The organism is Methanolobus sp. WCC5 (assembly GCF_045690325.1).
Lineage (GTDB): Archaea > Halobacteriota > Methanosarcinia > Methanosarcinales > Methanosarcinaceae > Methanolobus.
The window spans coordinates 1,898,770-1,924,567 of the sequence record NZ_CP146981.1; the positions used below are offsets into that span (position 1 = coordinate 1,898,770).

16 protein-coding genes and 3 pseudogenes are annotated in these 25,798 nt (G+C 43.7%); 7 read left to right on the forward strand and 12 right to left on the reverse strand.

The genetic code is table 11. The annotated features are described in order from the left end of the window. Positions 1 to 145: 145 nt before the first annotated feature. From mtbB (V7O64_RS09300) to mttB, 7 genes and pseudogenes are all read right to left on the reverse strand, one after another. A pseudogene (gene mtbB, locus V7O64_RS09300) lies at positions 146 to 1,549 on the reverse strand ([dimethylamine--corrinoid protein] Co-methyltransferase). Positions 1,550 to 1,563: 14 nt separating this feature from the next. Next, on the reverse strand, positions 1,564 to 2,208 hold the full coding sequence (mtbC, locus tag V7O64_RS09305; RefSeq protein ID WP_407355140.1) for a dimethylamine corrinoid protein MtbC: 645 nt from the start codon (positions 2,206 to 2,208) through the stop codon (positions 1,564 to 1,566). Positions 2,209 to 2,519: 311 nt separating this feature from the next. Next, complete coding sequence (locus V7O64_RS09310; RefSeq protein WP_407355141.1) at positions 2,520 to 2,669, reverse strand: hypothetical protein; 150 nt, start codon at positions 2,667 to 2,669, stop codon at positions 2,520 to 2,522. Between the two features lie 12 nt (positions 2,670 to 2,681). Continuing rightward, positions 2,682 to 2,972, reverse strand: coding sequence for a hypothetical protein (locus V7O64_RS09315; protein ID WP_407355142.1), 291 nt, complete (start codon positions 2,970 to 2,972; stop codon positions 2,682 to 2,684). 1 nt (position 2,973) lies between these two features. Next, a complete protein-coding gene (locus V7O64_RS09320; protein ID WP_407355143.1) occupies positions 2,974 to 4,020 on the reverse strand; it encodes a hypothetical protein in 1,047 nt (348 codons plus the stop codon). 287 nt (positions 4,021 to 4,307) lie between these two features. Continuing rightward, positions 4,308 to 4,955, reverse strand: coding sequence for a methyltransferase cognate corrinoid protein (locus V7O64_RS09325; RefSeq protein WP_407355144.1), 648 nt, complete (start codon positions 4,953 to 4,955; stop codon positions 4,308 to 4,310). Between the two features lie 19 nt (positions 4,956 to 4,974). Beyond that, positions 4,975 to 6,465: pseudogene (mttB, locus tag V7O64_RS09330) on the reverse strand ([trimethylamine--corrinoid protein] Co-methyltransferase). Between the two features lie 615 nt (positions 6,466 to 7,080). Between mttB and V7O64_RS09335 the strand changes: the two are divergent. After that, positions 7,081 to 9,015 (forward strand): hydantoinase/oxoprolinase N-terminal domain-containing protein, encoded by a 1,935-nt coding sequence (locus tag V7O64_RS09335; protein ID WP_407355145.1) that lies wholly within the window; start codon positions 7,081 to 7,083, stop codon positions 9,013 to 9,015. Here V7O64_RS09335 and V7O64_RS09340 read toward each other — a convergent pair. Further along, on the reverse strand, positions 9,012 to 11,537 hold the full coding sequence (locus V7O64_RS09340; protein ID WP_407355146.1) for a PAS domain S-box protein: 2,526 nt from the start codon (positions 11,535 to 11,537) through the stop codon (positions 9,012 to 9,014). The genes V7O64_RS09335 and V7O64_RS09340 overlap by 4 nt on opposite strands. A gap of 875 nt (positions 11,538 to 12,412) precedes the next feature. Between V7O64_RS09340 and V7O64_RS09345 the strand changes: the two genes are divergently transcribed. From V7O64_RS09345 to V7O64_RS09365, 5 genes are all read left to right on the forward strand, one after another. Then, positions 12,413 to 14,368: a hydantoinase/oxoprolinase N-terminal domain-containing protein gene (locus tag V7O64_RS09345; protein WP_407355147.1), complete on the forward strand. Its 1,956-nt coding sequence runs from the start codon at positions 12,413 to 12,415 to the stop codon at positions 14,366 to 14,368. Beyond that, positions 14,369 to 16,300, forward strand: a complete 1,932-nt coding sequence (locus tag V7O64_RS09350; RefSeq protein WP_407355148.1) for a hydantoinase/oxoprolinase N-terminal domain-containing protein — start codon at positions 14,369 to 14,371, stop codon at positions 16,298 to 16,300. 471 nt (positions 16,301 to 16,771) lie between these two features. Beyond that, the gene (locus tag V7O64_RS09355) at positions 16,772 to 18,814 is read left to right on the forward strand and encodes a histidine kinase dimerization/phosphoacceptor domain -containing protein (RefSeq protein ID WP_407355149.1); all 2,043 of its coding nucleotides are present in this window, start codon (positions 16,772 to 16,774) and stop codon (positions 18,812 to 18,814) included. Between the two features lie 81 nt (positions 18,815 to 18,895). Next, entirely contained in the window at positions 18,896 to 19,297 is a 402-nt protein-coding gene (locus tag V7O64_RS09360; RefSeq protein ID WP_407355150.1) for a response regulator, read from the forward strand. Positions 19,298 to 19,378: 81 nt separating this feature from the next. After that, positions 19,379 to 20,158 (forward strand): helix-turn-helix transcriptional regulator, encoded by a 780-nt coding sequence (locus V7O64_RS09365; protein WP_407355151.1) that lies wholly within the window; start codon positions 19,379 to 19,381, stop codon positions 20,156 to 20,158. A gap of 152 nt (positions 20,159 to 20,310) precedes the next feature. Here the strand turns inward: V7O64_RS09365 and V7O64_RS09370 are convergent, their stop codons facing one another. The 4 genes and pseudogenes from V7O64_RS09370 to V7O64_RS09385 all read right to left on the reverse strand — a co-directional run bounded on the left by V7O64_RS09370 (position 20,311) and on the right by V7O64_RS09385 (position 24,911). Further along, positions 20,311 to 21,795, reverse strand: coding sequence for an APC family permease (locus V7O64_RS09370; protein WP_407355152.1), 1,485 nt, complete (start codon positions 21,793 to 21,795; stop codon positions 20,311 to 20,313). A 121-nt stretch (positions 21,796 to 21,916) separates the two neighbouring features. Further along, positions 21,917 to 23,320, reverse strand: a pseudogene (mtbB, locus tag V7O64_RS09375) ([dimethylamine--corrinoid protein] Co-methyltransferase). Between the two features lie 13 nt (positions 23,321 to 23,333). Then, positions 23,334 to 23,978 (reverse strand): dimethylamine corrinoid protein MtbC, encoded by a 645-nt coding sequence (gene mtbC, locus V7O64_RS09380; RefSeq protein ID WP_407357314.1) that lies wholly within the window; start codon positions 23,976 to 23,978, stop codon positions 23,334 to 23,336. A 285-nt stretch (positions 23,979 to 24,263) separates the two neighbouring features. Further along, positions 24,264 to 24,911: a methyltransferase cognate corrinoid protein gene (locus V7O64_RS09385; RefSeq protein WP_407355153.1), complete on the reverse strand. Its 648-nt coding sequence runs from the start codon at positions 24,909 to 24,911 to the stop codon at positions 24,264 to 24,266. A gap of 661 nt (positions 24,912 to 25,572) precedes the next feature. Between V7O64_RS09385 and V7O64_RS09390 the strand changes: the two genes are divergently transcribed. Then, positions 25,573 to 25,794, forward strand: a complete 222-nt coding sequence (locus V7O64_RS09390; RefSeq protein WP_407355154.1) for a hypothetical protein — start codon at positions 25,573 to 25,575, stop codon at positions 25,792 to 25,794. The last annotated feature ends 4 nt before the right edge of the window (positions 25,795 to 25,798 follow it).

Below are 25,798 nucleotides of genomic sequence, written 5' to 3' on the forward strand. Positions count from 1 at the left end.
TAGCCATTCCTGCCTTGCAACAAACAGCCGGTATACGGTAATCATTTACCGTATTACTATTATTTGTATTTTTCTATTAAGTAAACCGTAAATAAAAATATCAATAAATCCCTGATAACAGGGACTTATTGACCAGATACACAAATTACCTCAACTGTCCCCTGAACTTCTGGCAACAGTTGATATCGATTCCTAGCAGCTTCTCGATGTTCATCTTTGCTGCAATTCCTTTCGGAGCACCTGCAACTGAAGTGATGACCCCTATACCAAGTTCCTCTCTCAGTTCCCTCATCACATATTCGTCACTGAGGTCATCTGTGGTTACGTCCAGTTTCTTTGCAACGTAATCCTTTGCTTCTCCAACTCTCATGCTCTTTGCAAACTCCATCCTTGCAACAAGGTCACCGGCAGCTCTTATTCCGCTCATTCCGGAGGTCATTATGTGGGAGATCGGCATACCCATCGGGTCGCCGACCCCTACCTATATACCATCCACGCCGGCAATTTCGACCATTGCCTTGCTGGCCCGTGAAACTGCATCGATTGTTGGGGTTTCCAGCATAGGGATACCGCCTACACCCATACCCATGTTCACATGGCAGGGAATTGGTGAAGCCTTAACAGCCTGCTTGATGAAAGTAACAGCCCTTCCAAGGTTCCAGGCGCCACTCTTGCTGGTGTTGGTGTTAACAACAGGTCCGAATACATTAGCACCAGCCTTTGCAACCAATGGAGCCTGCTCATGTGGCCAGAGTCCTGCAAGCACGGTACCATCGTACTCCATCTCACCGTGCAGACCAAGCATAAGCTCCCCGGCCATACCCGCCTCGATGTAAATATCAGGGTACTGCTTCCTGAGTGCTTCGATAGCGTGCAGTGAAGCATACATATCTCCGTCACCTGCAGCACCCACAGTATCGAAGTTAACACCATCTGCACCTGATGCCATCATCCTCTGCATGATCCAGACTATGTCCCTTGTCAGGTGTTTTGCAGAATGCTCCATTGACTCCCTTGCTTCCTCTATCTTAAAGGCCTTCATCAGGTCCCCCGGGTTCTCGAAAGGACCGTCAGGTGTGTAGTAAAGACCCATGTTTGGCATTGCACCATAGAACAATGGAACGATCATGTTCTGCTGACAGACTTCCATTGTCTGCATTTCCTGAGCGATCACAGGTTTTGCAGGTTTGTAACTGTAATCTATGTGACCAAGCTCCATTGTGTCAGCACCAAAAGCACGCTCGTGCATCATTGCACCCACAAGCCTGCTGGAAGGGATACCTACACCACTGTTACCCTGGTCACCATCTATCCTGATGGTTCCAATGTCATGTGTTACAGGAACTTCCTTACCAAGCTCGACACCAACCATCCTTGAAGGCATGGTGAGGATGTCCACAAGCTTGTCGATCTCATCTTCAGTCAGGTCAGGAATGCTACCAAGATCAGCCGCATCTGCCATACCTTCCTTAAGGTCAGCAACTATCTGCTCCCTTGTCATGAAGATGCGCTTTCCATCTCCCATTCTTAATTTATATTCTGTTGCCATGGATATCACCTTGATCAGAGCAGGAGTTCCTTGGCTCTTGCAACAGCTTCGCTAGCATTCTCTGCATAGCAGTCAGCGCCTATCTTGTCAGCCCAGTTCTGGGTTGCAGGAGCACCGCCCACCATTATCTTTACCTTGTCACGCATGCCCTGTTCCTTGAGCATCTCGATAACCTCTTTCTGACCCGGCAATGTGGTTGTCATGAGTGCGGACATGCCTATCATGTTAGCATTTGTTTCCTTTGCCTTGTCAATGAAATCCTGTAGTGGTACGTCCCTGCCGATATCATGGACCTCAAAACCTGCTGACTGGAGCATGGTTGAGACAATAGATTTACCGATATCGTGAACGTCGCCTTCGACTGTACCGTTAACGATAACACCAAGCTTTTTGCTGGCTGCATCTTTTGGAAGGTCAGCTTCAAGGAGCTTGACACCTGCTTCCATTGCACCTGCTGCCATCATTACATGGGGAAGGAATAATTTCCCCCTCTCAAAGAGGACACCTACTTCATTCATTCCGGCTGCAAGACCTTTCTCTATGATCTCTGCAGGAGGAATGCCTTCGCCTCTTGCCTTCTCCACAGCTGCTGTCACAGCATCCTTCTTGCATGTGATTACAGCATCGGAGAGTTCTTTGAACATTGCTTCTTTGCTCATTTTATACACCTCACTTTGATCATTTACAATTTTGATACGTTGTTGATTTGGGATATTCCCGATACAATAGGATACATGTACGATAAATATATATGTTGCCTTTAAAGACCGTATTTAAATATTACCCTAACTGCTCTTTGATGACTAGTATATATATTTTTCCCCGTAATATGCTATCAGATCGGTAGAGAGAAATAAGATAAAAAAGACACAGGACAGCCCATATCAGCAAACATGAATAAATACTGGCATGAGCTATCGCCGTGTCCTATCTACTCAACAGATCCTAAATGCTTTCCGAATCCTCCCTTTCAGAACTCTGAAACAAAGGTCCTTGCCTGCCAGAGTGCCAGGATAGCCACGATCAGGATGACAACCATCCACAGAACGTCGGCAGCCGGCAAAGGGGAGTTCGCCCAGTAAGCATTGTAAGCTTCCATTGCAGCTTGTGACTGTACCATTCATATCACTCCTTAAACATACATCAAACAGGCATCTGTAGCCCTTACTTTTCCAAAGTCTGTCAGTACGTACTTGTGCAGAAGGAAACCTTTCTTATAGATGCCTTCTTCATCGACCTTTACCTCTACATCTTTGAGCATTCCACCTGATGCAAGTTCGATTATATCGAAGTTTATGGAATCCCTGTGGTAATCACCCTTAAGACCATATTCTTTCTGTATCTGCTGAACGATCTCATAGTTCCATTTACCACTGTTGCACAATTCAAGTATCCTGAACTTTATAGGACGGTTTCCAGCCATTTTAATCACCTCTCAATGATTCCATTTCGCCTGTGTCCTCAGAGAACATGACAGTACTGCCTATAAGACAAAGTGCACCACCTACCAGAATGGTCCAGGAAGGTACATCTCCAAAGAAGAGGAAGATAAAGATCACAGCCATGAGACCATAGAGGTTCCCGATACCCTGACCCCTTCCTACTCCAATGAGTGGGAAAGACTTGTACCAGGTAACATAACAGAAACCAAACGTGATACCTGCAAATACGAGTACCAGTATTGTGAGCGGTTCAAAAGCCAGCAATGCATACTTGAACATCGGGAAACCTGCAATTGCAAGCACAGGAACAATAATTATCCACCAGATGATATTCTCTCCAAGGAACCTCAATGTAAGTCCTACATCCGGTTCTGCAATGTCCAGACCTTTTCCGGCAATGGCACCTTCAATACCCCAGCCGGTAGCTGCCATTAATCCTCCAAGGTAACCTAACCACATTACATTGCCACTACCCAGTTCGGTAAGAACTCCGCCGCCAAATATAGTGAAACCACCAAGAATGATAAGACCAATACCTCCAAAGGCACGTTTGGTTATCTTTTCACCATACCACTTTGAAGCGAGTACCGAACCAACAACAGGATACATCAAAGCTGCCACAGCAGCAAAAGCGCCGCCGACGAATCCCATAGCCATAAAGGAACCCAGGATAGCGATCGGACCACCAAAAATAGAAGCCAGGAAGAACCACTTGGAACACGGTTTGAATTCCTTGAGAGTCCTGTTCATTTCACCGAACTTACCAAGAACACCATTCCATACCATAAGAGCTAAAATAACTGTTAACGCATTGAATGCCGTGATCAGAACAGCCACAATCACAAGTGCCATCCCGTCGCCGCTTGTTGCAGCGATCTCACCATACATTTCATCAAAGGGGTTTAGTACCCATACAGCAGTTCCGGGAAGATACCAAAGACCCCAGAGAACCGCACAGAAGAGAGCCCACATATAACCATATCTGATTCTCTTCTTATGTTCTTGCATTTTTAAAGCTTGCAAATCCACATTAATACCTCCAATTTTCAACCTTCATTTTATATGACTGGCCACTAAATGGCTCTGCATAATACTACCTCCGGAAAACCGGAATAGGGAGAGGATACGCAAAAAAGATGATACAACACCGATCCTGATCCAGCCGGTGTGGCATATCATCTTCTTGCGGAGTGCACTAAAAACGGGAAAGAAGAACTTCCCAAAGCACTCAGCAAAGAAAGACTAAACTTAAACTACAACATATTTTGCCAGAGGGTGCAGTTGCATACACCCTCTGACTTAAGGGATTCAAAGACTTAGAAGAGTGCGTTCAGCTTTGTGACTACGTCTGTCGCATTCTCTCCGTAAATGTCCGCACCGATCTTTGTTGCCCAGTCCTGGGTCACAGGGGCGCCGCCGACCATTGTCTTGAGTGAGTCACGGATACCTGCTTCCTTGAGCTGCTCCTCGATCTGGATCTGGTTGACCATTGTGGTGGTCATCAGAGCGGATGAAGCTACAACATCTGCTTTTATTTCTTTTGCCTTCTCTACGTATGATGTGATCGGTACATCTCTTCCAAGATCGACGACCTTAAATCCTGCGATCTTGAGCATTGTTGCAACGATGTCCTTACCAATGGAGTGAATATCCCCCTCAATGGTACCGATTACGATCTTACCTTTGCTCTTTGTCTCTGTGGCCAACTTCTCAAGTTCAGGAGTAAGTACAGTCACGCCTGCACTCATTGCCTCAGATGCTGCAATTACATGCGGAAGGAAAAGTGTACCTGCCTCAAATTGTTCTCCTACCTCTGTCATTGCAGCGGTGAACCCGTCCTCGATAAGCTCTACCGGACTGACACCTGCATCAAGAGCTTCCTGTGCGACCTCTGCTGCCACATCTTCATCAAAATCCAAGATCGCTTCTTTTGCTTTTGCGATAATCTGTTCTTTAGTTGCCATTTTTTATACCTCCATTCAATTACATGCTGGCCCTGAAAGCCTTGTCAGCCTTCTCTACAACTGCCTGCATGTCTTTGAGCAGGTCAGCATCTATTGGTGCGACTTCGTGGTTCTTCATGATGTCAACGACCTTTTCATGAGCAACCGTTGCGATATCCTTTGCACCTGCCATCTTCCAGTCTCCGTACATAAGTCTGTCAATGAGCATCGGGCTGGACGGGAGGTCGATGTTCTTCCTTGTTGTCTTGTGTGCAAGGAAGTTCTTCCCTATACCTACCTGCTGTATGGACTCAACTGCCAATGTCTCTTCATCTACAGGGATTCCTTGCATTGCCTTCTTTGTCATTGAGATCATGTCGTTGTCAAGAACGAGCTGTTCAAGTGAGAATGTCATACCAAGCTCAAGCATACCTGCGCCGTATAAGGTGTTTGCACCTGAAAATGCGGGGAGAAGTGTTGTCATTGTCTTCTCATGGCCAGCCTGGCCATCAGGTATCTTGGCATCAGCCTACGAACCAGCCACGAATGTGGGTAGGCCATAATACTGACCGAGCTTTGCAACAGCTGCACTGATAAGTCCGAGTTCCGGTGAACCTACAGGTGCTGTGCCTTTCTTAAGATCGAATGTTGTCGTTGAGCTTCCATACCATACTGGTGCACCTGGCTTGACGATCTGTGCGAGCACGATACCTGAAAGTACTTCAGCATTGTGTGTAACAAGTGTACCTGCAAGGTGAACCGGGGATGAACCGCCAGCCATTGCCATACTGAGTACGTTGACTGGTGTGCCAAACCTTGCACCTTTTATGATTACCTGACATGCATTGTCACCAAGTTCAAGTGGACTTGTAGGACAGAGCAATGTTGAGAATATAGGCTTCTTGCGTGCTTCCTCATCATCTCCACCATAATATGCTGTAGCTATCTCCTGATAATATTCCACGTTCTCTCCCACTGGGTCAATGTGGTGGAAGTGTTTTGTGGTGTTCATCAGAGGGGTCAGGGTCTCGTGTACATCCTGTGCACCCTTGCCTGCCCAGTCCCTTGCTGAAACTGAAAGTGAGAAATAGTTTATGTTCTCTGCCCAGTCACAAAGCTTTGCTGTGTCTGCGAGGTCTTTTTCCGTAGAGTCTACGGTCTGGTACTTGCCAGGTCCAAGATAGTTACACATCTGGACACCGGTACCGAAACAGGTCCAGTGTACCTTTCCTTTGTGCTCCTGTTTGACGTTGTTCTTCTTGTCACGTCCCCAGAGAGTGAACTTTGAAGGACAGTCGCGAAGAGCTCTGTTTACCACAAATTCAGGGATCTTGACAACCTGTGTCTTTTCGTCAACTAAACAGCCAGCTTCTTTGAATAATGCTCTTGCCTCAGCATCTGAAACCTGTATACCTGGTTCCAGTAAGACATCCATTGTTGCATAGTGAATGGACCTGAGATCATCCTCAGAGAAGAGCTCAAGCCTGACACCTTCTAATGGGGTCCTGCCCGGGAAATATTGTTTTACCATTTTCTTAACCTCCAATTGTAATTCGTTTTTCAAGACATCGTGCAGATGTTCTTGAGGAAGTGAACATGCATTCAGCAATGTATTCCTGTAGAATAGGTAGAATATATCCCATATATAAACTTTGCTGATAGAACTACTATATATATTTTCCGGTATGTGTGCTTTCTTTTATAGTATATAAAGATACCCCAGAAAGAGCAAGCCCGAAAGTAAACATGACCACGATGCCACCCGTTATTAACAAATGATCAGAAAAATAGACATCGAAGTAAATAGACAATATTTTTTATAATATATATACTTGTTTGTTGAGCACGAGTTTAATATGATATATAAAGATAACTATTGAAAGACAAACACATTAGGTACAAGAAGAGAACATTACATTATCAATAGACAGAATCAAATTATTAGTAAACAAGTATTAAAAAAGAGGACACTTTTCTGATATATAAAGCTTGTTAATTGTACTCTGCCAAACTTCTACAATATAAATTAAAAGAAGGCAGTTGGATATGTTTTTTTGATTAACACTGTTAAAAACCAACCACAATATATAAATAACTTGTTTTTGCAACAAATCAACAAACAACAGAACATGAAAGGAGTCCAAAAATGAATTACAGTCTTGGAATAGATGCAGGAGGAACATACACCGATGCAGTTCTTTTAAGAGATGACGATGATATTATTATCCAGTCAGGAAAAGCACTGACAAGCTATCCTGACCCGCTGGAAGGTATTAAACAGGCTATTGACCAGCTTGACCCTGTGTGTCTCAGAGATGTCAGAGTGGTATCTGTCTCAACAACACTTTCCACAAACAGCATACTTGAAGGTACTGGCTTCCCCGTTGCCATGATACTTATTGGCAATTACGATATCAAACAGGAGCTACCAACCAAACATTTTTTGCAGGCAAGAGGGGGCCATAATCACAATGGAGAAGAGACAGAAGATCTGGATACTGAAGCCATCAAAGAATTTGTACAATCGGTCAAGAATAAAGTTTCTGCCTTTGCAATATCTTCATACTTCAGCGTCAGAAACCATGATCACGAACTCCGGGCAAAAGAGATTGTCACAAAGCTTACAGGACTTCCTGCAGTCTGCAGCTTTGAACTTTCCCAGGACCTGGGAGCTTTTGAGAGGGCAGTGACCGCGTTCCTCAACGCTCAACTTATACCCGTTACTGAAAGGTTCATGAAAACAGTTGAAGCTGAAATAAGATCCAGAGGTATGGATGCAAAGATATTCATGCTCAAATGTGATGGCTCTGTCATAGGGATACAGAGTGCTCTCAAAAAACCCATCGAGTCCATATTTTCAGGACCTGCCGGCAGTCTTGTGGGAGCTTCCTTTCTTGCAAAAAAAGAGACATGCGCAGTAATCGATGTAGGAGGGACCAGTACTGACATATCTGTGATACACAACGGCGTTCCTGATATGAGTGATTCCGGAGCAGTCGTAGGAGGATGGAAAACAAGGGTCAAGGCAATAAGAATGGAAACATCTGCAATGGGAGGGGACAGTCATGTGTGGGTGAAAGGAAAAGATATCAACATAGGCCCCAGAAGGGTGATCCCATTGTGCCGGGCTGCTGTGCTATATCCTGATTTCCTCGAACAGCTAAGTTCAAATCCCATACCATCAAAGATGCTCCTGGGAATAAACTACCAGCCAACACGGTTCTACCTAAGGACAGGCTACCATATACTGGAAACAAGCAAAGAGGAAAACGAGATACTTGATACCATAAAGGATAGTCCTACTTCCATAACCGAGATCTTCAACCGGATGAAAAGATACCCTTCCAGCAAGGTGCTTGACAGCCTTATACAAAAAAGGCTTATACAACCGATCGGTTTCACACTCACCGATGCTCTGCACGTCCTTGGACAATACACAGACAGGAACGTTGAAGCTGCAAATATCGGAGCCGACAGGCTTGGATCCCTTGTGAACATGGACAGGCTGGAATTTGCCATATATATCAAAAGAGAATTTGCAAAGAACATGGCATGCGATCTCATATCATTCTTCCTGGAAGGTGTGGAAAAGAAAGAGCTCAGGAAAATATTTGACATCAGGGCACCCACAAAGTTCAAAATACAGGTCCCTGTTGTATTGATAGGCGGACCTGTTGCTGCCTTTGTTGAAGAGTTGCAGGAAATACTTGATGCAGAGATAATACTTCCGGAATATTCAAAAGTTGGCAATGCTGCCGGTGCACTGGCAGCCAAGGGTATCAGAAGATTCGAAGTACTCATACGACCTGCATCCATGGCAGCACCTGATTGGGAATTCCTTGTGTTTTCAGAGCACGGGAAAACAAATTTCTTCCAATACCAGGAGGCCCTTGACTATGCAGTTACCCTTGGGGAAACAACCGTTCTGGATTACATGAAAGAGGCAGGCCTTGATTCGAACCACATCAAAATAGATGTGAAAAAAGAAGAGATCATCCCATTGGGATGGAAAACACCAATGGAAACAAAACTTGTAGTGCTTGGTGTTGGCAACAGGAACAGTACCCAGGATTGTTGTTAAGGGCCAGGCTCTTTAACAATTGAGGAAATGGCTATGAGGACATCCTGTCCTCCCCATTCACCAATTGTGAACTTTGATTTTACGGGAACAAGGATACCTTCTTTACTTACCAGTGGGATTTCACATGTTGATGATTTACCTTCCATGATCTCATCCAGAGTTGAAAGTACATCGTCTTCCCAGTCCTCAGGGTAAAGCATCAGAAAGTCCTTCATCTCAAGATCCTTTGCTGAGTATTTGAGGTTCTTCATCAAAGTAGTATTGACATGAAGTATCCTTCCCTCCATATCCACGATAAATACCATTTCATCAAGGGCATCGAGAAGTGAATTAAGACTGTTCTTACTTTTCTGAAGCACCGAATCTTTTTTCATTCGGGACATAATGATACCCACCTGGTTTGCAATGGTTTCTATCAGATTCCTGGAGTTAGCCGGAATTTCAAGCTCCTTGTGGGAAGCAAGAACTATGGATGCTACAAGCTTATCATTGAACTTTACAGGTATAAATGCCATTGCCTGCAGCCCTTCATAATCAAGGCTCTCAGCAGAAAGCATCATATTTATCTCTGAAAAATATTTATATACCGGATAACCTGTATTGAAAAGACGGGACATGAGAGTGTTGGAACCAAAATGCGAGAGTGAATTGACAAAATTTTCCGAAAGACCTCTGTAAGCCACAGCATCAAAATCGCCAGTGGCCTGATCTACAATATATATGATTCCCGAATCTATCGTCTTTGCCTCAAGTGCAAAATCAAGCAGCCTCTCAAATGTTTCCTCAGGACCACCTGTCTTGCCCAGTACATTATCCAGATCACATTCGATATGTATAAAGTTATTAGCCTGCTTACGCTCAGTTATGTCAACAATGATACCCTGCAGGTAATCAACCATACCTCTTTCATCATAATGGAGCATCGTCCTTTCGTCAACCCATCTTACCTCACCTGATCTGGTCAGTATCCTGTACTCCTGGCTGAAATCTGAAAAACCTTCCCTTGAAGCTCTTTCAACCTCCTCTCTCACTCTTTTCAGATCTGAAGGATGGATGATATCCCCATATATCATCTTTCCTGAAATGAAATCACTGACCGTATATCCGAACTGCGCTATGTTCTCAGAAACAAATTCCACAGGCCAGTCACGTTCGGGTTTCCAGAGGAACACTATTGCAGGACTTGAACTCATAATTGACTCAAGCATCCTTCGCATTCTCAGGGCTTCATAAAGAACTTCGTTAGTATTCTTGTACTGGACAAGTTTCCACATTCCTTCCATTAAAAGAGTTAACTGCCGGACATCGGATTCATCATAGTCCGTCTTCTTATTCGCAACTACTGCAACTGCAACTATCTGATCCTTGTCAAAGACAGGAAGAGTCATGTGGCGAAACAGTCTTTCCTTATTGCCAGGATATATATCATCAATGGTTTCAGAAGCATATTGTTTGTTGACGATCACAGGTTTTCTCTCGCGGATGGCTTCACCCCAGAAACCCGTCGACCTTACCGGATGAATAAAAGGTTCTTCACTGCCGGATAAGTATTCACTGAGATTGTTTGGCCACTGGTAAGTCTCCAGCACATTCTCATCTTCATTTAAAAATTCAAGATAACCTATTTTACTATTGGTAAGTTCTGCAGCTTTCCTTATTGCATATTCAGCAATATCGTTCAGGGGAGAATCCTGCATCTGGTAGAGTTCCAGAAGAGCTTCAAGGCGCATCTCGTTGAGATTTATCAATTCTTCAGCCTTTTTGTTCTTGGCAATATCCTCCATTATACCGATACCACCCAGCAGGGAACCATCTTCATTCATAACAGGAGAAAAGCTTGCCTTGACCATCATTCGTTTCCCGCTTATGCTTGAAATATATTCACCTTCATAATAACCGGGGTGGCCAAGAAAAACAAGATCTACAGCACTCTTGAGTTTTTCATCGCTTAAAGATGAAAGAATGCTAAAACCGATTATTCTCTTCACAGATGCTCCGATGATATCTGAAAAGCACTTATTGCAATGAGTAATGAGACCACTCTCATCAAAATATATTATCCCTACAGGTGAGCGTTCAAATATTACCTGATATTTCTTTCCGGTCTCCAGCAGTTCCCTTTCAGTCCTCTCAAGCTCTGTATTGTCAATGATTATACCCTGGAAATGAGTGATCTTACCTTCTTCATCCCTTTGTATGAAAGATCTTTCAGTAACCCACCTTATTTCACCAGACTTTGTTAGTATCCGGTAATTAAGGGAAAAGTAGTATGTGTTCCTTTTTTCAGAATGCTTTTTGACTTCCAGCAGTATCCTGTCAAGATCGTCCGGATGGATAATATCCCCATAAAGAATATCACCGGACAGGAACTCTTCCGGAGCATATCCAAATTGAGTGATGTTGCCTGACACGAACTCAACAGGCCATTTTCCTTCTGCCTTCCAGAGGAAAGATATCACCGGACTGCTGTTATAAACGGCTTCAAGTCTCTTGTCAACCGGAGCAGGAGCATATACATTCATGCCATGAGCTTCATTTTTTCCCGAGTTATTAGCATCTGAAATATTAATCACTCCCGACTCACATATTCGTTTTAAATTATTCGTTTTAAATATATGTTTTCTGTGGAATGGGATCAAGATCTCAATTTCATCTTATATTGATCTTTATATTTGTTTGTGGAAGTAGCTTGCAAGTATATAGTACTAACGGATAGGCAGTCCAATAAATAGTATATAAATATATTGGATGGCAACAGAATATGCTCTTTGCCACCCAAAAAGGAAAAGAAAAAAGATGCCAATTGAACCCATATTGAGAGGAAAGCACTTTACTGCGGACACAAAATATATATACAGAAAAATATGGAACCGAGAACCAGAACAGAAAAGCAGAACAATGAAAATATTAGAAATTAATAGCTGCTTGCGGAGATTAGAACGAATTTGGCAAAAATAAATCAAGTATATATATCTTTTCTTTGAGAGCTACAGTTCATTTTAAATGAAATAAAAATATTAAACAACACCAGATGACATGTTTTTAACATTATGAAGTCATGTGATCAGTAAGAAATATACCAAAAATATAAATATCAGAATTGCATAATATTAAATGAGATTAAACAGACTGCCTTGATTTGAATAGGGTCTATATCCTGGCAAATAATCTCTGTAGGAATTCTACCTCCTTCAATTGCTCCTTTGTTCACCTCCACTGAAAACAGGGAGCAAGAGTTCCTACATCACATTTATTTTTTCAGAGGTTTCAAGATGTCTTTAGCAAAAACAGCAAATTCTAGTTGTCTCGGTTTCATGGATAAGCATTGCCTGAAGGACTCAGGGACTGAACCGGGGAAAAAGACCCTTAATACAAAGACCCCATAGGAGATGCACTGATGCACTACAGCCTTGGAATTGATGCCGGAGGCACTTACACTGATGCTGTTATAATAAGCGACTCTGACGGAAACATCGTCAACTATAACAAATCGCTTACAACCTATCCCGACCTTTTAAGCGGGATAAGGAACACCTTAGACGGTCTTGATCCCTCTTACCTTGAAAAGACCCGCTATGTATCTGTTTCAACAACCCTTGCAACCAACAGTGTCCTGGAAAGAACGGGGTATCCTGTAGGACTCATCCTTATAAATGACGCTGATATAGCTAACAGGGCAAAGATAGAGCATTTTATTGTTGCAGAAGGAGGGCATAACAGTGCAGGAAACGAAGTTTGCGACCTTGACATAGACGCTGTGAAGGATTTTGCCCTTAGCGTCCGGGAAAAGGTTTCCGCATTTGCTGTTTCGGCTTACTTCAGTGTACGTAATCCCGAACACGAACTGAGGGTCAAAGAACTCATAACAGAACTCACCGGCCTGCCGGTGGTTTGCAGCCATGAACTGTCACAGGACCTTGGTGTTTATGAAAGAGGAATCACAGCATACCTGAATGCACAATTGATCCCAGTGGTCAGCCATTTTATGGAAGCCATCGGGTCCGAGATAAAGAGCAGGAACATAGCTGCAAAACTCATGATGTTCAAATGTGATGGCTCAGTGGTAGGTATAAATGAAGCATTGAAAAAACCTATCGAATCAGTATTTTCAGGCCCTACAGCAAGCCTTGTAGGAGCTGCATACCTTTCTGGGAAAGAAGACTGTGTTGTTATCGATGTCGGCGGGACAAGCACAGATGTTTCCCTTCTGCATAGAGGGGTTCCCCAGCTTAGCGAAGCCGGTGCAGTTGTAGGAGGATGGCAGACAAAGGTCAGGGCCATACGCATGGAGACCTCTGCAATGGGAGGAGATAGCCACGTATGGGTAAAGAACCACGTCACAAATATAGGGCCAAGAAGAGTAATACCTCTATGCAGGGCAGCCATGGATTATCCTGAGATCGTCGATAAACTCAAACAGAACCAGGTAATACTGCGCAATCAGATAGGAGAGAACCTGCAGCCAAGCAAGTTCTTCATAAGGTCAGGCCTTAGACCTGCAAAGATAAGCCCTGCGGAAGAAGAGCTGCTCTTAAGGATAGATGAAAGGCCAAAAACTGTAAGTGAGATCTACTGGAACCAGAACAGGCTCCCAAATCCCGGAACACTGGACCTTTTGATACAAAAAAGGCTCATAAAGGCTATAGGATTCACACCCACAGACGCCCTTCACGTACTAGGGGAATATACAGAATGGAACAGGGAAGCTTCCTTAGCAGGAGCCTCCTTACTGGCACAACTTGCAGGGATAGAGGAGGAAGAGTTCTGCCTGCATATAAAGAAGGATGTGGCCAGGAACATGGCATTGAATATCATTTCCTTCCTCCTGGAGGGAATCAGCAAGGAGGAAATAGAAAAAGTGCTGAAAGGAAGGTTCTTTGCCCGTTTCAAGGCAGACCTGCCTGTGGTCCTGCTGGGAGGGCCTGTCAGTGCCTATGCAAAAGAGCTTGAAGGATTTATAGATGCACAGATAATATTACCTGAGAATTGCAGCGTTGGCAATGCTGTTGGTGCAGTTGCAGGAAAAGGATCCAAAAAACTGGAAGTTCTTATAAAAGCCAATTATACGGAATCAAAATACAATCTCAAAACATCCTCTTTTGCAACTTTCTACCCCGGAGGAAAAGAAGAATTTGCATCATACAGTGAGGCTCTGGAATATGGTGAAGAGACGGGGACCAGGCTCATCATGAAATACATGACAGATGCCGGGCTTGACACCAGTGAGGTAATTATCGATATGAAACGTGATGATATCGTCACACATGAAGGGGGGATCCCGGTGGAAACAAGGCTTGTTTTTTCAGGGACCGGTCAGGTAAGGAAGGATAAAACAATAATGGAGGCAGATTAAATGCAGTACAGTCTGGGAATAGATGCAGGCGGAACTTATACAGATGCGGTGATCGTCAGGAATTCGGACAGGAAAGTCGTTGATTCAAATAAGGCACTTACAACCTATCCTGATCTGCTTACAGGTATAGAGAATGCCATAGACGGGTTGAACAGTAAACATCTCCCCGATGTCAAACTTGTGTCGGTATCCACAACTCTGGCCACCAATACAATACTTGAGAAAACGGGCTATCCTGTAGCACTTATATTAATAGGTAAACACACCTTACCTGCAAATCCACCTATCAGTGACTACATCGTTGTGAAAGGCGGACACAATGTGGCAGGTACCGAAGATGAGACCCTTGATATTGAAACTGTAAAAGAGTATGCTCTTAAAATGAAAGACAGGGTATCGGCATTTGCCGTTTCATCATATTTCAGCATACGGAATCCGGATCATGAGATCAGGATAAAGGAGATGCTGACCGAACTGACAGGACTGCCAATAGTCTGCGGGCATGAACTGTCCCAGGACCTGGGAGCATATGACCGTGGGGTCACAGCATATCTTAACGCACAACTGCTCCCCATAGCTGACCAATTCATACATGCTATAATCACTGATATTAAGAAAAGGGGCATCGATGCTAAACTCATGATGCTCAAATGTGACGGCTCTGTCATAGGCATACACGAAGCTATGGAAAGACCTATAGAATCAATATTCTCCGGTCCTGCTGCCAGCCTGATGGGGGCTTCCTTCCTGTCAAAGAATGATACATGCGCCGTTATTGATGTAGGAGGGACAAGCACTGATGTATCACTGAACCACAATGGCCTTCCGGAACTTGTCGATACGGGAGCCGTGGTCGGTGGCTGGCACACGAAGGTCAAGGCCATACGCATGGAAACATCTGCAATGGGCGGTGACAGTCATGTATGGGTCAAGAACCGGAATATAAATATAGGACCCCGCAGGGTTATGCCTCTTTGCCTTGCTGCTGTAAAATATCCCGGATTCATGGACCAGCTAAGATCTGGCAGAACACCATCAAGGGTGCAGCTTGCAGAGAATATCCAGCCCACTAAGTTTTTTGTAAGAACCGGCAAGAAAGCACCAAATCTCAGCTCCTTTGAAGAACAACTGCTTGCAACAATAGGCGAAGAGCCGGTTTCTATCAATGATATATTCTGGAAAATGGGAACCCCGATATCTGCAGACCAGATAGATGCATTGATACAGAAAAGGCTGGTACAGGCAATCGGGTTCACACCAACCGATGTGCTGCATGTGCTTGGAGAATACACCAAGTGGAGCCGTGATGCTTCACTAACAGGTGCAAAGATACTTGCAAGACTGACACCAATGAATGAGAATGAACTGTGCCTCCATATCAAAAAAGAAGTAGCCATCAATATGGCACTGGACCTTATGGGCTTTATTTTCAAGGGTGTTGAGAAGTCTGAGATAGAGAAGATAATACGTGGAGAGTTCTTCTCCCAATTCAAGGTCAATGTACCCGTGGTCCTTCTTGGGGGACCTGTGCACTCCTATGTTGAAGAACTTGGCAAACTGATAGAGGCAAATATCATTGTCCCAGAACATGCAGAAGTCGGAAATGCAGTAGGAGCCCTTGTGGGAAAAGGTGTCAAGAGCATAGAGATACTGATAAAGTCATTCTACAAGAAAGCAAAAAGAAGCATAGTCGTGTTCTCTCCTGTGGAAAGAAGGGAATTTGTAAGTCATGCTGAAGCTCTTGAATATGCTAATGAGATCGGTAACAGATTGATAATGGAATACATGATAAACTCAGGCATAAAAGCAGAAGATATCAGTATCGATATCAAAAGAGAGGACATCACTATGGCCGAGGAAAGCGGAGCTCCTATTGAAACAAGACTCTTGTTCCTGGGAACAGGAATGCCAAAGGCAGAAAGTAAAGAATGAGCCACTTGTAGCCATCTTTACTTTTTATCTTTACTTTTTGAATCCGGGCATGGGAAAAATATAAATACTGGATTATCATACCATGTAAATGACAAAAGAAGTCATCATGGAAATCGGATCAGGTTGATCGAATGGACTCTAAATCCGTTCAGCCGGGTTAAATTCCCGGGGTTTCCGCCATTATCTGCTCATTATGTGGAGGTCACATAATGAGGATAACTATTTTTCCCAGTCCATAATTCTATTTCAGCCTGTTCCATCTGCTCTTATCGCATATCTGCAGCAGTTACCTTTATTTTATTCTTTGACGGGAACGCCGTTGAACATGGGAAGTTACAAGACCAGATTAACATTACAATGACATTATAATCTTAAAAGAGGTTCATTTTAAGGCATAATCCAACAATAACTATATAAGTTCCTGAACCGTTGGTTTTCAAATTTAACATGAGATAATAACAGGCTATAAAGATGGAATGGAAAAAGAGGTCCCTGAAATTCAAACTTATACTGTACATCGTCGCAGGTACCTTACTTGTACTTGCTGCAAGTACCGCAATGACCATTTCCACCGTAACCACACAGCAGGAGGATCTTGCCTACAAGCAATCCATAGAGATGGCAAGGAACTATGCCAATGATTTCAATGGTGACATGGAAATGAACAAGGCAATCGCAAAGACGATTGCTGTAAGCATGGCAAGTTATGACTCCATGAGCAGGGAGGAAGCAAACAATATGCTTTACAACCTGGTTGTGGAACATCCCCACTTACTTGGCACTTACGTTGCCTATGAGCCTGACACTTTTGACGGGAACGACAGTAACTACATAGATTCACAGGGACATGATTCCACAGGACGTTTCATTCCTTACTGGAATAAGATCACCGGACCAATCACACTTGACCCTCTTCTGGACTATGAGACCCTGGATTATTACCAGTTACCAAAAAAGACAGAAGATGAGGTACTGACAGAACCCTATTATTACGAAGGGGTCTTCATTGTAAGTTATGTATCTCCCATAATGGAAGATGGAGAGTTCATTGGAATTGGCGGAGTGGATGTTTCGCTTAATTATATGGATGAAGTGATCAGCGAAGTAAAAGCATTTGATACAGGCTACGCTTTAATGACGGGCAATACCGGTATACTTGTTTCACATCCTACACATAAAGAATGGATAGGAGAAAAAACCCTTTATGATTTCGGGGTTGAAGAGTTCTCAAAGGTCGCTGATGACATCGGAGAGGGAAAAGGAGGACACGTTGAGACCATAGACCCAACCACAGGCAAGAACATCGTGATGTTCTATGAACCCATAAGGACAGGGAACTATTCATTTATCCTTGTCATACCCAAGGAAGAGATGCTTGCTGGTGTCACCACCCTTGGTAACAAACTTCTGCAGATATCCCTTGCAGCAATAGTTTTCATGGCTGGTATCTCTTATTTAATAGCTTTGTCCTTCACAAGACCTATAAAGGAGATAGTCAGCGACTTCAAGCACATATCAAAGGATGCGGTCATGGGAAAACTTGACTCGCGGGCTGAAACAGATGTTGAGATCGATTTCAGGGAAATACCCATGGGACTCAATGAGATCCTGGATGCTGTGATAACACCTGTCCGTGATACGATAAGACTGACCAATGCACTTGCTAAGGGCGAACTTGATGAGAGGTCGCATCTGGACGTCCACGGAGAATTCAGACAGCTTTCAAATACACTTGACAACTTTGCGGAATTACTCGATATAATAATAAAAGATTCAAGCCAGGTGCTTACTGCGGTGCAGAAAAATGATTTCTCCAGAAAGGTCAAAGTATATGGAGAAGGTGATTTTCTCATCCTAACCGAGGGAATAGAAAAAACAAGGGCAACTCTTTCAAGAATGATAGATGAGCGCAAAAAGATAGAAGAGATACGGAAAAAAGAAATACATCACCGTATTAAGAACAACCTGCAGGTAATATCGAGCTTGCTAGATCTGGAATCCGATAAATTTAACGATGATGGGGTCATTGAAGCTTTCAAAGAAAGCCAGAACCGTGTGATATCCATGGCCCTAGTCCATGAGGAGCTATACAGGTCCCAGGACATGGAAAGCATAGACTTTTCAGACTACCTGATGAAGCTTGTTAATGAGCTTTCATATTCATACGCCATAAATAAAGAGAAGATCCAGGTAAAGATGGACGTAGACCCTACTTTTCTGGACATGGATACTGCCATTCCCCTTGGGATGATAGTAAATGAACTTGTTTCAAATTCATTCAAGCACGCATTCAAACAGGGAAAAGAAGGAGAGATACATGTGGACCTCACTCTTGAAGGCGGAAGGCTGACATTGACCGTAGGGGATAATGGTGTCGGCTTCCCGGAGAATATAGATTTCAGAGAAACGGATTCCCTGGGACTACAACTGATAACGACCCTGACAGCCCAGATAGACGGCACCATCGAACTTGACAGAAGCCTGGGCACCAAATTCAGTATCGTTCTGGAATAAAAAGATAATCAGATATTGATTTTACTTATTGATCGCAATTTATAGAGAATTATAGATAAAGTCATAGATAAAGGTGAACTGATGGATGAAGTAAAAATTCTTGTTGTTGAGGATGAGAGTATCATTGGTCTTAACATAAAGAAGAAACTTAAGAATTTTGGATATACTGTTCCGGCTATAGTCTCAACCGGAAAAGAGGCCATAAAGATGGCAGAGATTACTTTTCCTGACCTTGTATTAATGGATGTGAGACTAAAGGGGGATATGGATGGAGTGGATACTGCAGAAGAGATCCGTAAGAGCTTTGATATCCCTATCATCTACCTCACTGCATATTCCGATGATGAGGTCCTTGAAAAAGCAAAAAGGACAGAGCCCTACGGATATATAGTAAAGCCATTTAAGGCAGATGATCTGCATAGCAACATAGAGATGGCACTTTACAAGCATAAAATGGAAAAAGGTGCTCATAAAAAAGAATAACCGAAAAATATATGAACTCTTTGGATAAGGCAGTTCATCAAGAAGAGACACGTAAAACCAGAATAATAACAGTTGGTATGGATGAAAAGCTCACTAACAGACATAATCCTTAATTCTGAAAAACGGAAGAATGTCCTGCTACTTCTAATAGAGGGAAAAAAGAGCCGCGAAGAGATAAAAAGAAGCCTTAATGTAACTTCAACAGCCCTTATTCCCCAGATAAAGAAGCTAAAAGAACACGGTCTTGTCATACAGAACGGGGACCACTATGTACTGACAAGTATGGGTAAAGTACTTGTATCCAACATGTTGCCTTTTTTGAATGCTGTGGAAGTCTTTGAAGAGAACAGCAACTACTGGCTGAATCGTGATCTTAGTGGTATACCCGACTTGATACTCAAAAGGTTCGGTGAACTTGGGAACTGTGTCATCATTGAGCCTGACCTTAACTACCTTTTTGAGTTCCCTAAGGAATTTACCGAGAATATTTTCAAATCCAGTTACGTCATGGCTTTTAATGCATATTTCCATCCGGAATATCCTGCCCTTTATTCAAGCCTTGCTGAAAATGGCATCTATGTTTCACTTGTAACAACAAATCCGGTTCATGAGAGAATGGAAATGGATTATTCAGATGAAATTAAGAAGTTCATGGGTTTTGACAATACAGAACTGTTCGTATCAGATGAAATGACAGGCCTTGCAACACTTGTAAGCACCGATCGTTTCCTTTTCCTCTGCTTCTTTAACAAAAAAGGCCAATATGACCACACAATTCTCATGAGCTTTGACAGCAAAGCACTGAGATGGAGCAAGGAATTGTTCGCTTATTTTAAAAATAATGCTCAAAGCATTCAATGATAAGATTTTGAAAAAAAAAGACCTGACAGCCATTGGACTTTTCAATGCTGCCAGATCTGAATGTTTTGTGCATAATTGGAGGTTATGCGGTAAAGAAAATGCAGCAGGCACTTTATTTCAGTGCATGCTGCCGGTAAGTTCTTTCTTCGCGTTCAAGCCATCTGAGTCTCTGCATTTGCAACATGGTTCTCATGCTGTGAGTAATACCACATAGGAATGTACAAAGCCAGTACCAGGATACCGACACCGGTGGAGAACCAGCTACCTTCAACACTGTTGAGGTAAATGACACCTATCAGGCAGAGGGGGAGGTTGAACAGACCGAACAGAAGTGCAACATTCTTCCAGCCGGCAGGTGCCTTGAACGGCCTTTCAAGGCCTGCAAGGCGTGGGTTCATCTTTGCCTTCACGTATGCAAAAAGGCTGATACCGTTAGCACAGACATATCCGATGGCTGATGCTGCAAGGATAGCTGTTGGCGTGCCCATTGAGATGAGTCCCAGATTAAAGACACCAATGACGATCATTGCAAGGACGGGAGTTCCATGGGAATTTACCTTACCGAATATCCTCGGAAGGTTTCCCTCAACAGCCATGGAGTGCATAGCCCTTGAAGAACCGAGGTATGCGGTCTGTATTATAAGGACCATTGCAGCAATGAGCATCACAATGGCAATAGTAGAACCGATATCACCAAGAGATGCCTGTGCAACAGGAAGCATAGGGTCTATAGGTGCATTGGCAATACCATCGATTCCCAGCACACCGGTAACGGTTGTCTGTACGATCACGTATGCAAATAGGCATATAGCACCACAGGTGAAAAGTGCCTTTGGTACATCAGTACCTGGCTCCTTGTATTCAGGACCATAGATAGCCGCTGTTTCCCACGCACATGCACTCCATTGTGCCATTGCAAAGATACCCAGAAGGATAAGAATATGGTGAAGATCCCATACCCACTCAGTTGGCAACCAGGTGCTGGTGATATTGGAAAGTACAAAATCACCTGTTGCATAAGGTGCAAGTGCGATAATGATAAGCGGTACGAATGCAAGTGCTGCAAGGATATAACCTACCAGTGCACCACTTGAGACACCGCGATAATTGACAAGTATCAGACCTCCGAATATAACAATGCCTGCTGCCAGTGAGAGCTGGTATTCAGTGAATGTAGCTGCCAATGACGGGAAAAGGCTGTGAAGATAAAAACCTACAAGTATGGCAAATATAGCAAGTACGGGATTCCATGCGAACCAGTAACTCCATGCACTGAATCCACCTATGAGCTTACCTCTGTCGTATTTTCCTTTGTATTCATGTGTTTTGAAAACATTCTGCGCAAATCCGGGAAGACCGGATGCCTTTGGGAAGGTCGTTGCAAGTTCTCCATAGGCCAGGTTCTGCATGAAACCCTGGAATACGGAAAGACCCCAGACGATAATGGCTGCTGACCACAGGTAACCTGCAAAGTAACCAATTGACGGCAAGATCAGCAAAGGCACACCAACCGCAATTGCAAGACCCTGTTTCCAGTCAATTGAACGTTCAAGACCGCTATCTTCACCGGTCTCACAGACGACCTTTGAACATTGTTCTGCGTGAGACCAGTCTATACCTTCTTTTTTCTGCTCCATTTTGTTATCACCTCTCTTTCAATAATAATAAATACCTGCAAAATCCCATTTGGAACCTGCAGGTGAAATGTCACTTCCGGATCAGACGTTTGGCCGGATTACCGGAAGGAGATAGATCCGGTTACTTCACCTGATCCCTGAATTTCTCACAGCAGTTGATCCTGATGTCCAGGAGTTTTTCGATGTTCATCTTTGCTGCAATTCCTTTCGGAGCACCTGCAACTGAAGTGATGACCCCTATACCAAGTTCCTCTCTCAGTTCCCTCATCACATATTCGTCACTGAGGTCATCTGTGCTTACATCCAGTTTCTTTGCAACGTAATCCTTTGCTTCTCCAATCCTCATGCCCTTTGCAAACTCCATCCTTGCAACAAGGTCACCGGCAGCTCTTATTCCGCTCATTCCGGAGGTCATTATGTGGGAGATCGGCATACCCATCGGGTCGCCGACCCCTATCTATATACCATCCACGCCGGCAATTTCGACCATCGCCTTGCTGGCACGTGAAACTGAATCAATTGTCGGGGTTTCGAACATCGGGATACCACCCACACCCATACCCATGTTCACATGGCAGGGAATCGTTGAAGCCTTAACAGCTGCTTTAACAAAGGTGACCGCCCTTCCAAGGTTCCATGGGGAGCTCTTACTGGTATTGGTATTGACCACCGGTCCGAAGATGTTGGCACCTGCCTTGGCTGCCAGTGGAGCCTGCTGATGCGGCCACAGTCCTGCAAGCACGGTTCCGTCATATTCCATCTCACCATGCAGACCCAGCAGGAGCTCGCCTGCCATACCTACTTCAATATACATCTCAGGATACATTTTTCTCAGAGCTTCTACTGCATGCAGTGAAGCATACATATCGCCATCACCTGCGGCGCCCACAGTATCAAAATTTACACCATCTGCACCAGAAGACATCATTCTCTGCATTATCCAGACAGTATCCCTTGTCAGGTGTTTTGCGGCATGTTCCATTGACTCCCGGGCCTCGTCTATCTTAAATGCCTTCATAAGGTCACCCGGATTTTCAAACGGCCCGTCAGGAGTGTAATAAAGGCCCATATTCGGCATTGCACCATAAAGCAGCGGAACGATCATGTTCTGCTGACAGACTTCCATTGTCTGCATTTCCTGGGCGATCACAGGTTTTGCAGGTTTGTAACTGTAATCTATGTGACCAAGCTCCATTGTGTCAGCGCCAAAAGCACGCTCATGCATCATTGAACCTACAAGCCTGCTGGAGGGAATACCTACACCACTGTTACCCTGGTCACCATCTATCCTGATGGTTCCGATATCATGTGTCACAGGGACTTCCTTGCCAAGCTCAACACCTACCATCCTTGAAGGCATTGTGAGAATGTCCACAAGCTTATCGATCTCATCTTCACTGAGCTCAGGGATATCGCCAAGGTCAACAGCATCTGCCATACCTTCTTTCAGGTCAGCGACTATCTGTTCCCGTGTCATGAAGATGCGCTTTCCATCTCCCATTCTTAATTTATATTCTGTAGTCATGTCATCATCTCACTTAAAGCAAAAGATCCTTGGCCCTTGCAACAGCTTCACTTGCATTCTCTGCATAGCAGTCAGCACCTATCTTGTCAGCCCAGTTCTGAGTTGCAGGAGCACCACCCACCATTATCTTTACCTTGTCACGCATGCCCTGTTCCTTGAGCATCTCGATGACCTCTCTCTGACCCGGCAATGTGGTTGTCATGAGTGCGGACATGCCTATCATGTTAGCATTTGTTTCCTTTGCCTTGTCAATGAAATCCTGCAGTGGCACGTCCCTGCCGATATCATGGACCTCAAAACCTGCTGACTGGAGCATGGTTGAGACAATAGACTTACCAATATCATGGACATCTCCCTCAACCGTACCGTTTACGATAACCCCCAGCTTCTTACTGACCGCATCTTTTGGAAGGTCAGCCTCAAGGAGCTTCACACCGGCTTCCATTGCACCTGCTGCCATCATAACGTGTGGCAGGAATAATTTACCCCTTTCAAAAAGGATTCCCACTTCATTCATTCCGGCTGCAAGACCTTTCTCTATGATCTCTGCAGGAGGAATACCTTCACTTCTTGCCTTTTCCACAGCTGCTGTCACAGCATCCTTCTTGCAGGAAATGACGGCATCAGAAAGTTGTTTGAACATTTCTTCCTTGCTCATTACTACTACCTCGCACCTTTCGTTCTCCCGGCACAAAACATACATCAGGTTTCAGGAGACAATCAGTTAGAATAAGCATGAAGAGTACACTATATATCATAAACTCAACAAAATGTGTTTACTGCATATGAATTAGTTAATACCTGAGAAATGTTTGTGTATAATTGAACTATTACAACGGCGTTGTAATCTTTTAAACAAGTCTAAAATAGAAAAAAACAGATGATGTGAAAAATAAAATACATATCATAGAATGGTCTTTAAAGCCTGCATTCCCGCCGTATATCATTTTTGACCAAGGAAATGCTTTGCCTTTGAAACCGCTTCAATAGCATTCTTTGCATAACAATCCGCGCCAATTGTGTCAGCCCATTCCTGAGTTGCGGGTGCACCACCTATCATGACAATGATCCTGTCCCTGAGCCCTTCCTCTTTGAGCATTTCAATTACTTCTTTTTGGCGTGACAGCGAGGTTGTTGTAAGTGCAGACAGACAAAGCATATCCGCACCTGTTCTTTTGACAGCATCAATGAAATCCTCAAGCGGTACATCCCTGCCAAGATCATGCACCTCAAAACCAGATATTCTGAACATACTTGATACTATTATCTTACCAATGTCGTGGACATCACCTCTGACCGTACCACTGACTATAATACCAGATCTGGGAAGCCCTTCTCTTCCCATCTCAGCCTCAAGCATGCGTATGCCCGCTTCCATACAATCGGTTGCAAGTATAAGATGTGGAAGGAACAGTTGCCCATTCTCAAACATATTCCCTGCCTCATTCATTCCGGCTGCAAGACCTTTCTCTATTATCTCTTCAGGCAGGATGCATTGAGCAATTGCTTTTTCTACAGCCTCCTCGACAAGGTCCCTTTTGCATGAGACTACAGCATCTGACAGTTCCTTGAGTGTTTCTTCCTTGGTCATTATATCATCCTTTTGATACTACTTTCACATACAAGCAGATATTAATGTGATCTCATAAGTAGGTAATCTTAACAATGCGGATGAGAATTTATGCCTGAACTTATCCTGATATGATTTTTTTAGTTTTCCGTTCAATGAGAGCCTTGTCCGGAAAATTATTTTACGGATGGAAATGGGCACAAAATATATATACAAGAATTGTTTGCGTGGATGAAGTTGCTTAGATAAATGGTAACCAGGGAATGCAATTAATAGCGTCGATCCCAAATATCCTTCACATCCGGGGCAGGAGGATAAATCTTGTATATATATGTTACTACCCATAGAACACATAGGTGGCAAGCCCATAGCAAAAAAACACTACCTTCCGCCAGATTACCTGTAAAAAAATATAGATTACAGCCGAGGGTCACCAAAAAGTATTAATATTTGAGCTTCCATACAAAGTTATGCTCGAAGGCGGATACCAGTGGAGCGGGATCTATGGTGGCTCTTCATTGAAGTATATAAAAATTGTCTTCAACTATAAAATATAATCATGTAAATCAACCGATATTATAGAAGTGCTGCGTTTTGCGATAAGTATATATAATATGAAAACGGTAAAGAGATTCTGTGTGCCAGTGTGGCTGCAGACAAAACATGAAAGGAAGTGAATAAATTGGTAACTAAATACTCTCTTAAGGACAGGAAAGTTGAATTAACACCTTCAACTGTAAAGAAGATCACCTCCATGGAATATTCCCTCAGCCAGCGTGGATTTAAAGACAGCATGCCCTCTGAGGAAACTGTGAACACCAAAGTAACGGGCTATTCCCTGAAAGGAAGGCAGTGGATCACTGAAGAAATGATCTGCAAAGGATTTTCACCATCCGTTTGTTGATCAT

Bases quoted from the DNA above. Each gene is read 5' to 3' on its own strand.
- mtbC (WP_407355140.1), bottom strand. From the start codon at position 2,208: ATGAGCAAAGAAGCAATGTTCAAAGAACTCTCCGATGCTGTAATCACA.
- V7O64_RS09310 (WP_407355141.1), bottom strand. From the start codon at position 2,669: ATGGTACAGTCACAAGCTGCAATGGAAGCTTACAATGCTTACTGGGCG.
- V7O64_RS09315 (WP_407355142.1), bottom strand. From the start codon at position 2,972: ATGGCTGGAAACCGTCCTATAAAGTTCAGGATACTTGAATTGTGCAAC.
- V7O64_RS09325 (WP_407355144.1), bottom strand. From the start codon at position 4,955: ATGGCAACTAAAGAACAGATTATCGCAAAAGCAAAAGAAGCGATCTTG.
- V7O64_RS09335 (WP_407355145.1), top strand. From the start codon at position 7,081: ATGAATTACAGTCTTGGAATAGATGCAGGAGGAACATACACCGATGCA.
- V7O64_RS09340 (WP_407355146.1), bottom strand. From the start codon at position 11,537: ATGAATGTATATGCTCCTGCTCCGGTTGACAAGAGACTTGAAGCCGTT.
- V7O64_RS09345 (WP_407355147.1), top strand. From the start codon at position 12,413: ATGCACTACAGCCTTGGAATTGATGCCGGAGGCACTTACACTGATGCT.
- V7O64_RS09350 (WP_407355148.1), top strand. From the start codon at position 14,369: ATGCAGTACAGTCTGGGAATAGATGCAGGCGGAACTTATACAGATGCG.
- V7O64_RS09355 (WP_407355149.1), top strand. From the start codon at position 16,772: ATGGAATGGAAAAAGAGGTCCCTGAAATTCAAACTTATACTGTACATC.
- V7O64_RS09360 (WP_407355150.1), top strand. From the start codon at position 18,896: ATGGATGAAGTAAAAATTCTTGTTGTTGAGGATGAGAGTATCATTGGT.
- V7O64_RS09365 (WP_407355151.1), top strand. From the start codon at position 19,379: ATGAAAAGCTCACTAACAGACATAATCCTTAATTCTGAAAAACGGAAG.
- V7O64_RS09370 (WP_407355152.1), bottom strand. From the start codon at position 21,795: ATGGAGCAGAAAAAAGAAGGTATAGACTGGTCTCACGCAGAACAATGT.
- mtbC (WP_407357314.1), bottom strand. From the start codon at position 23,978: ATGAGCAAGGAAGAAATGTTCAAACAACTTTCTGATGCCGTCATTTCC.
- V7O64_RS09385 (WP_407355153.1), bottom strand. From the start codon at position 24,911: ATGACCAAGGAAGAAACACTCAAGGAACTGTCAGATGCTGTAGTCTCA.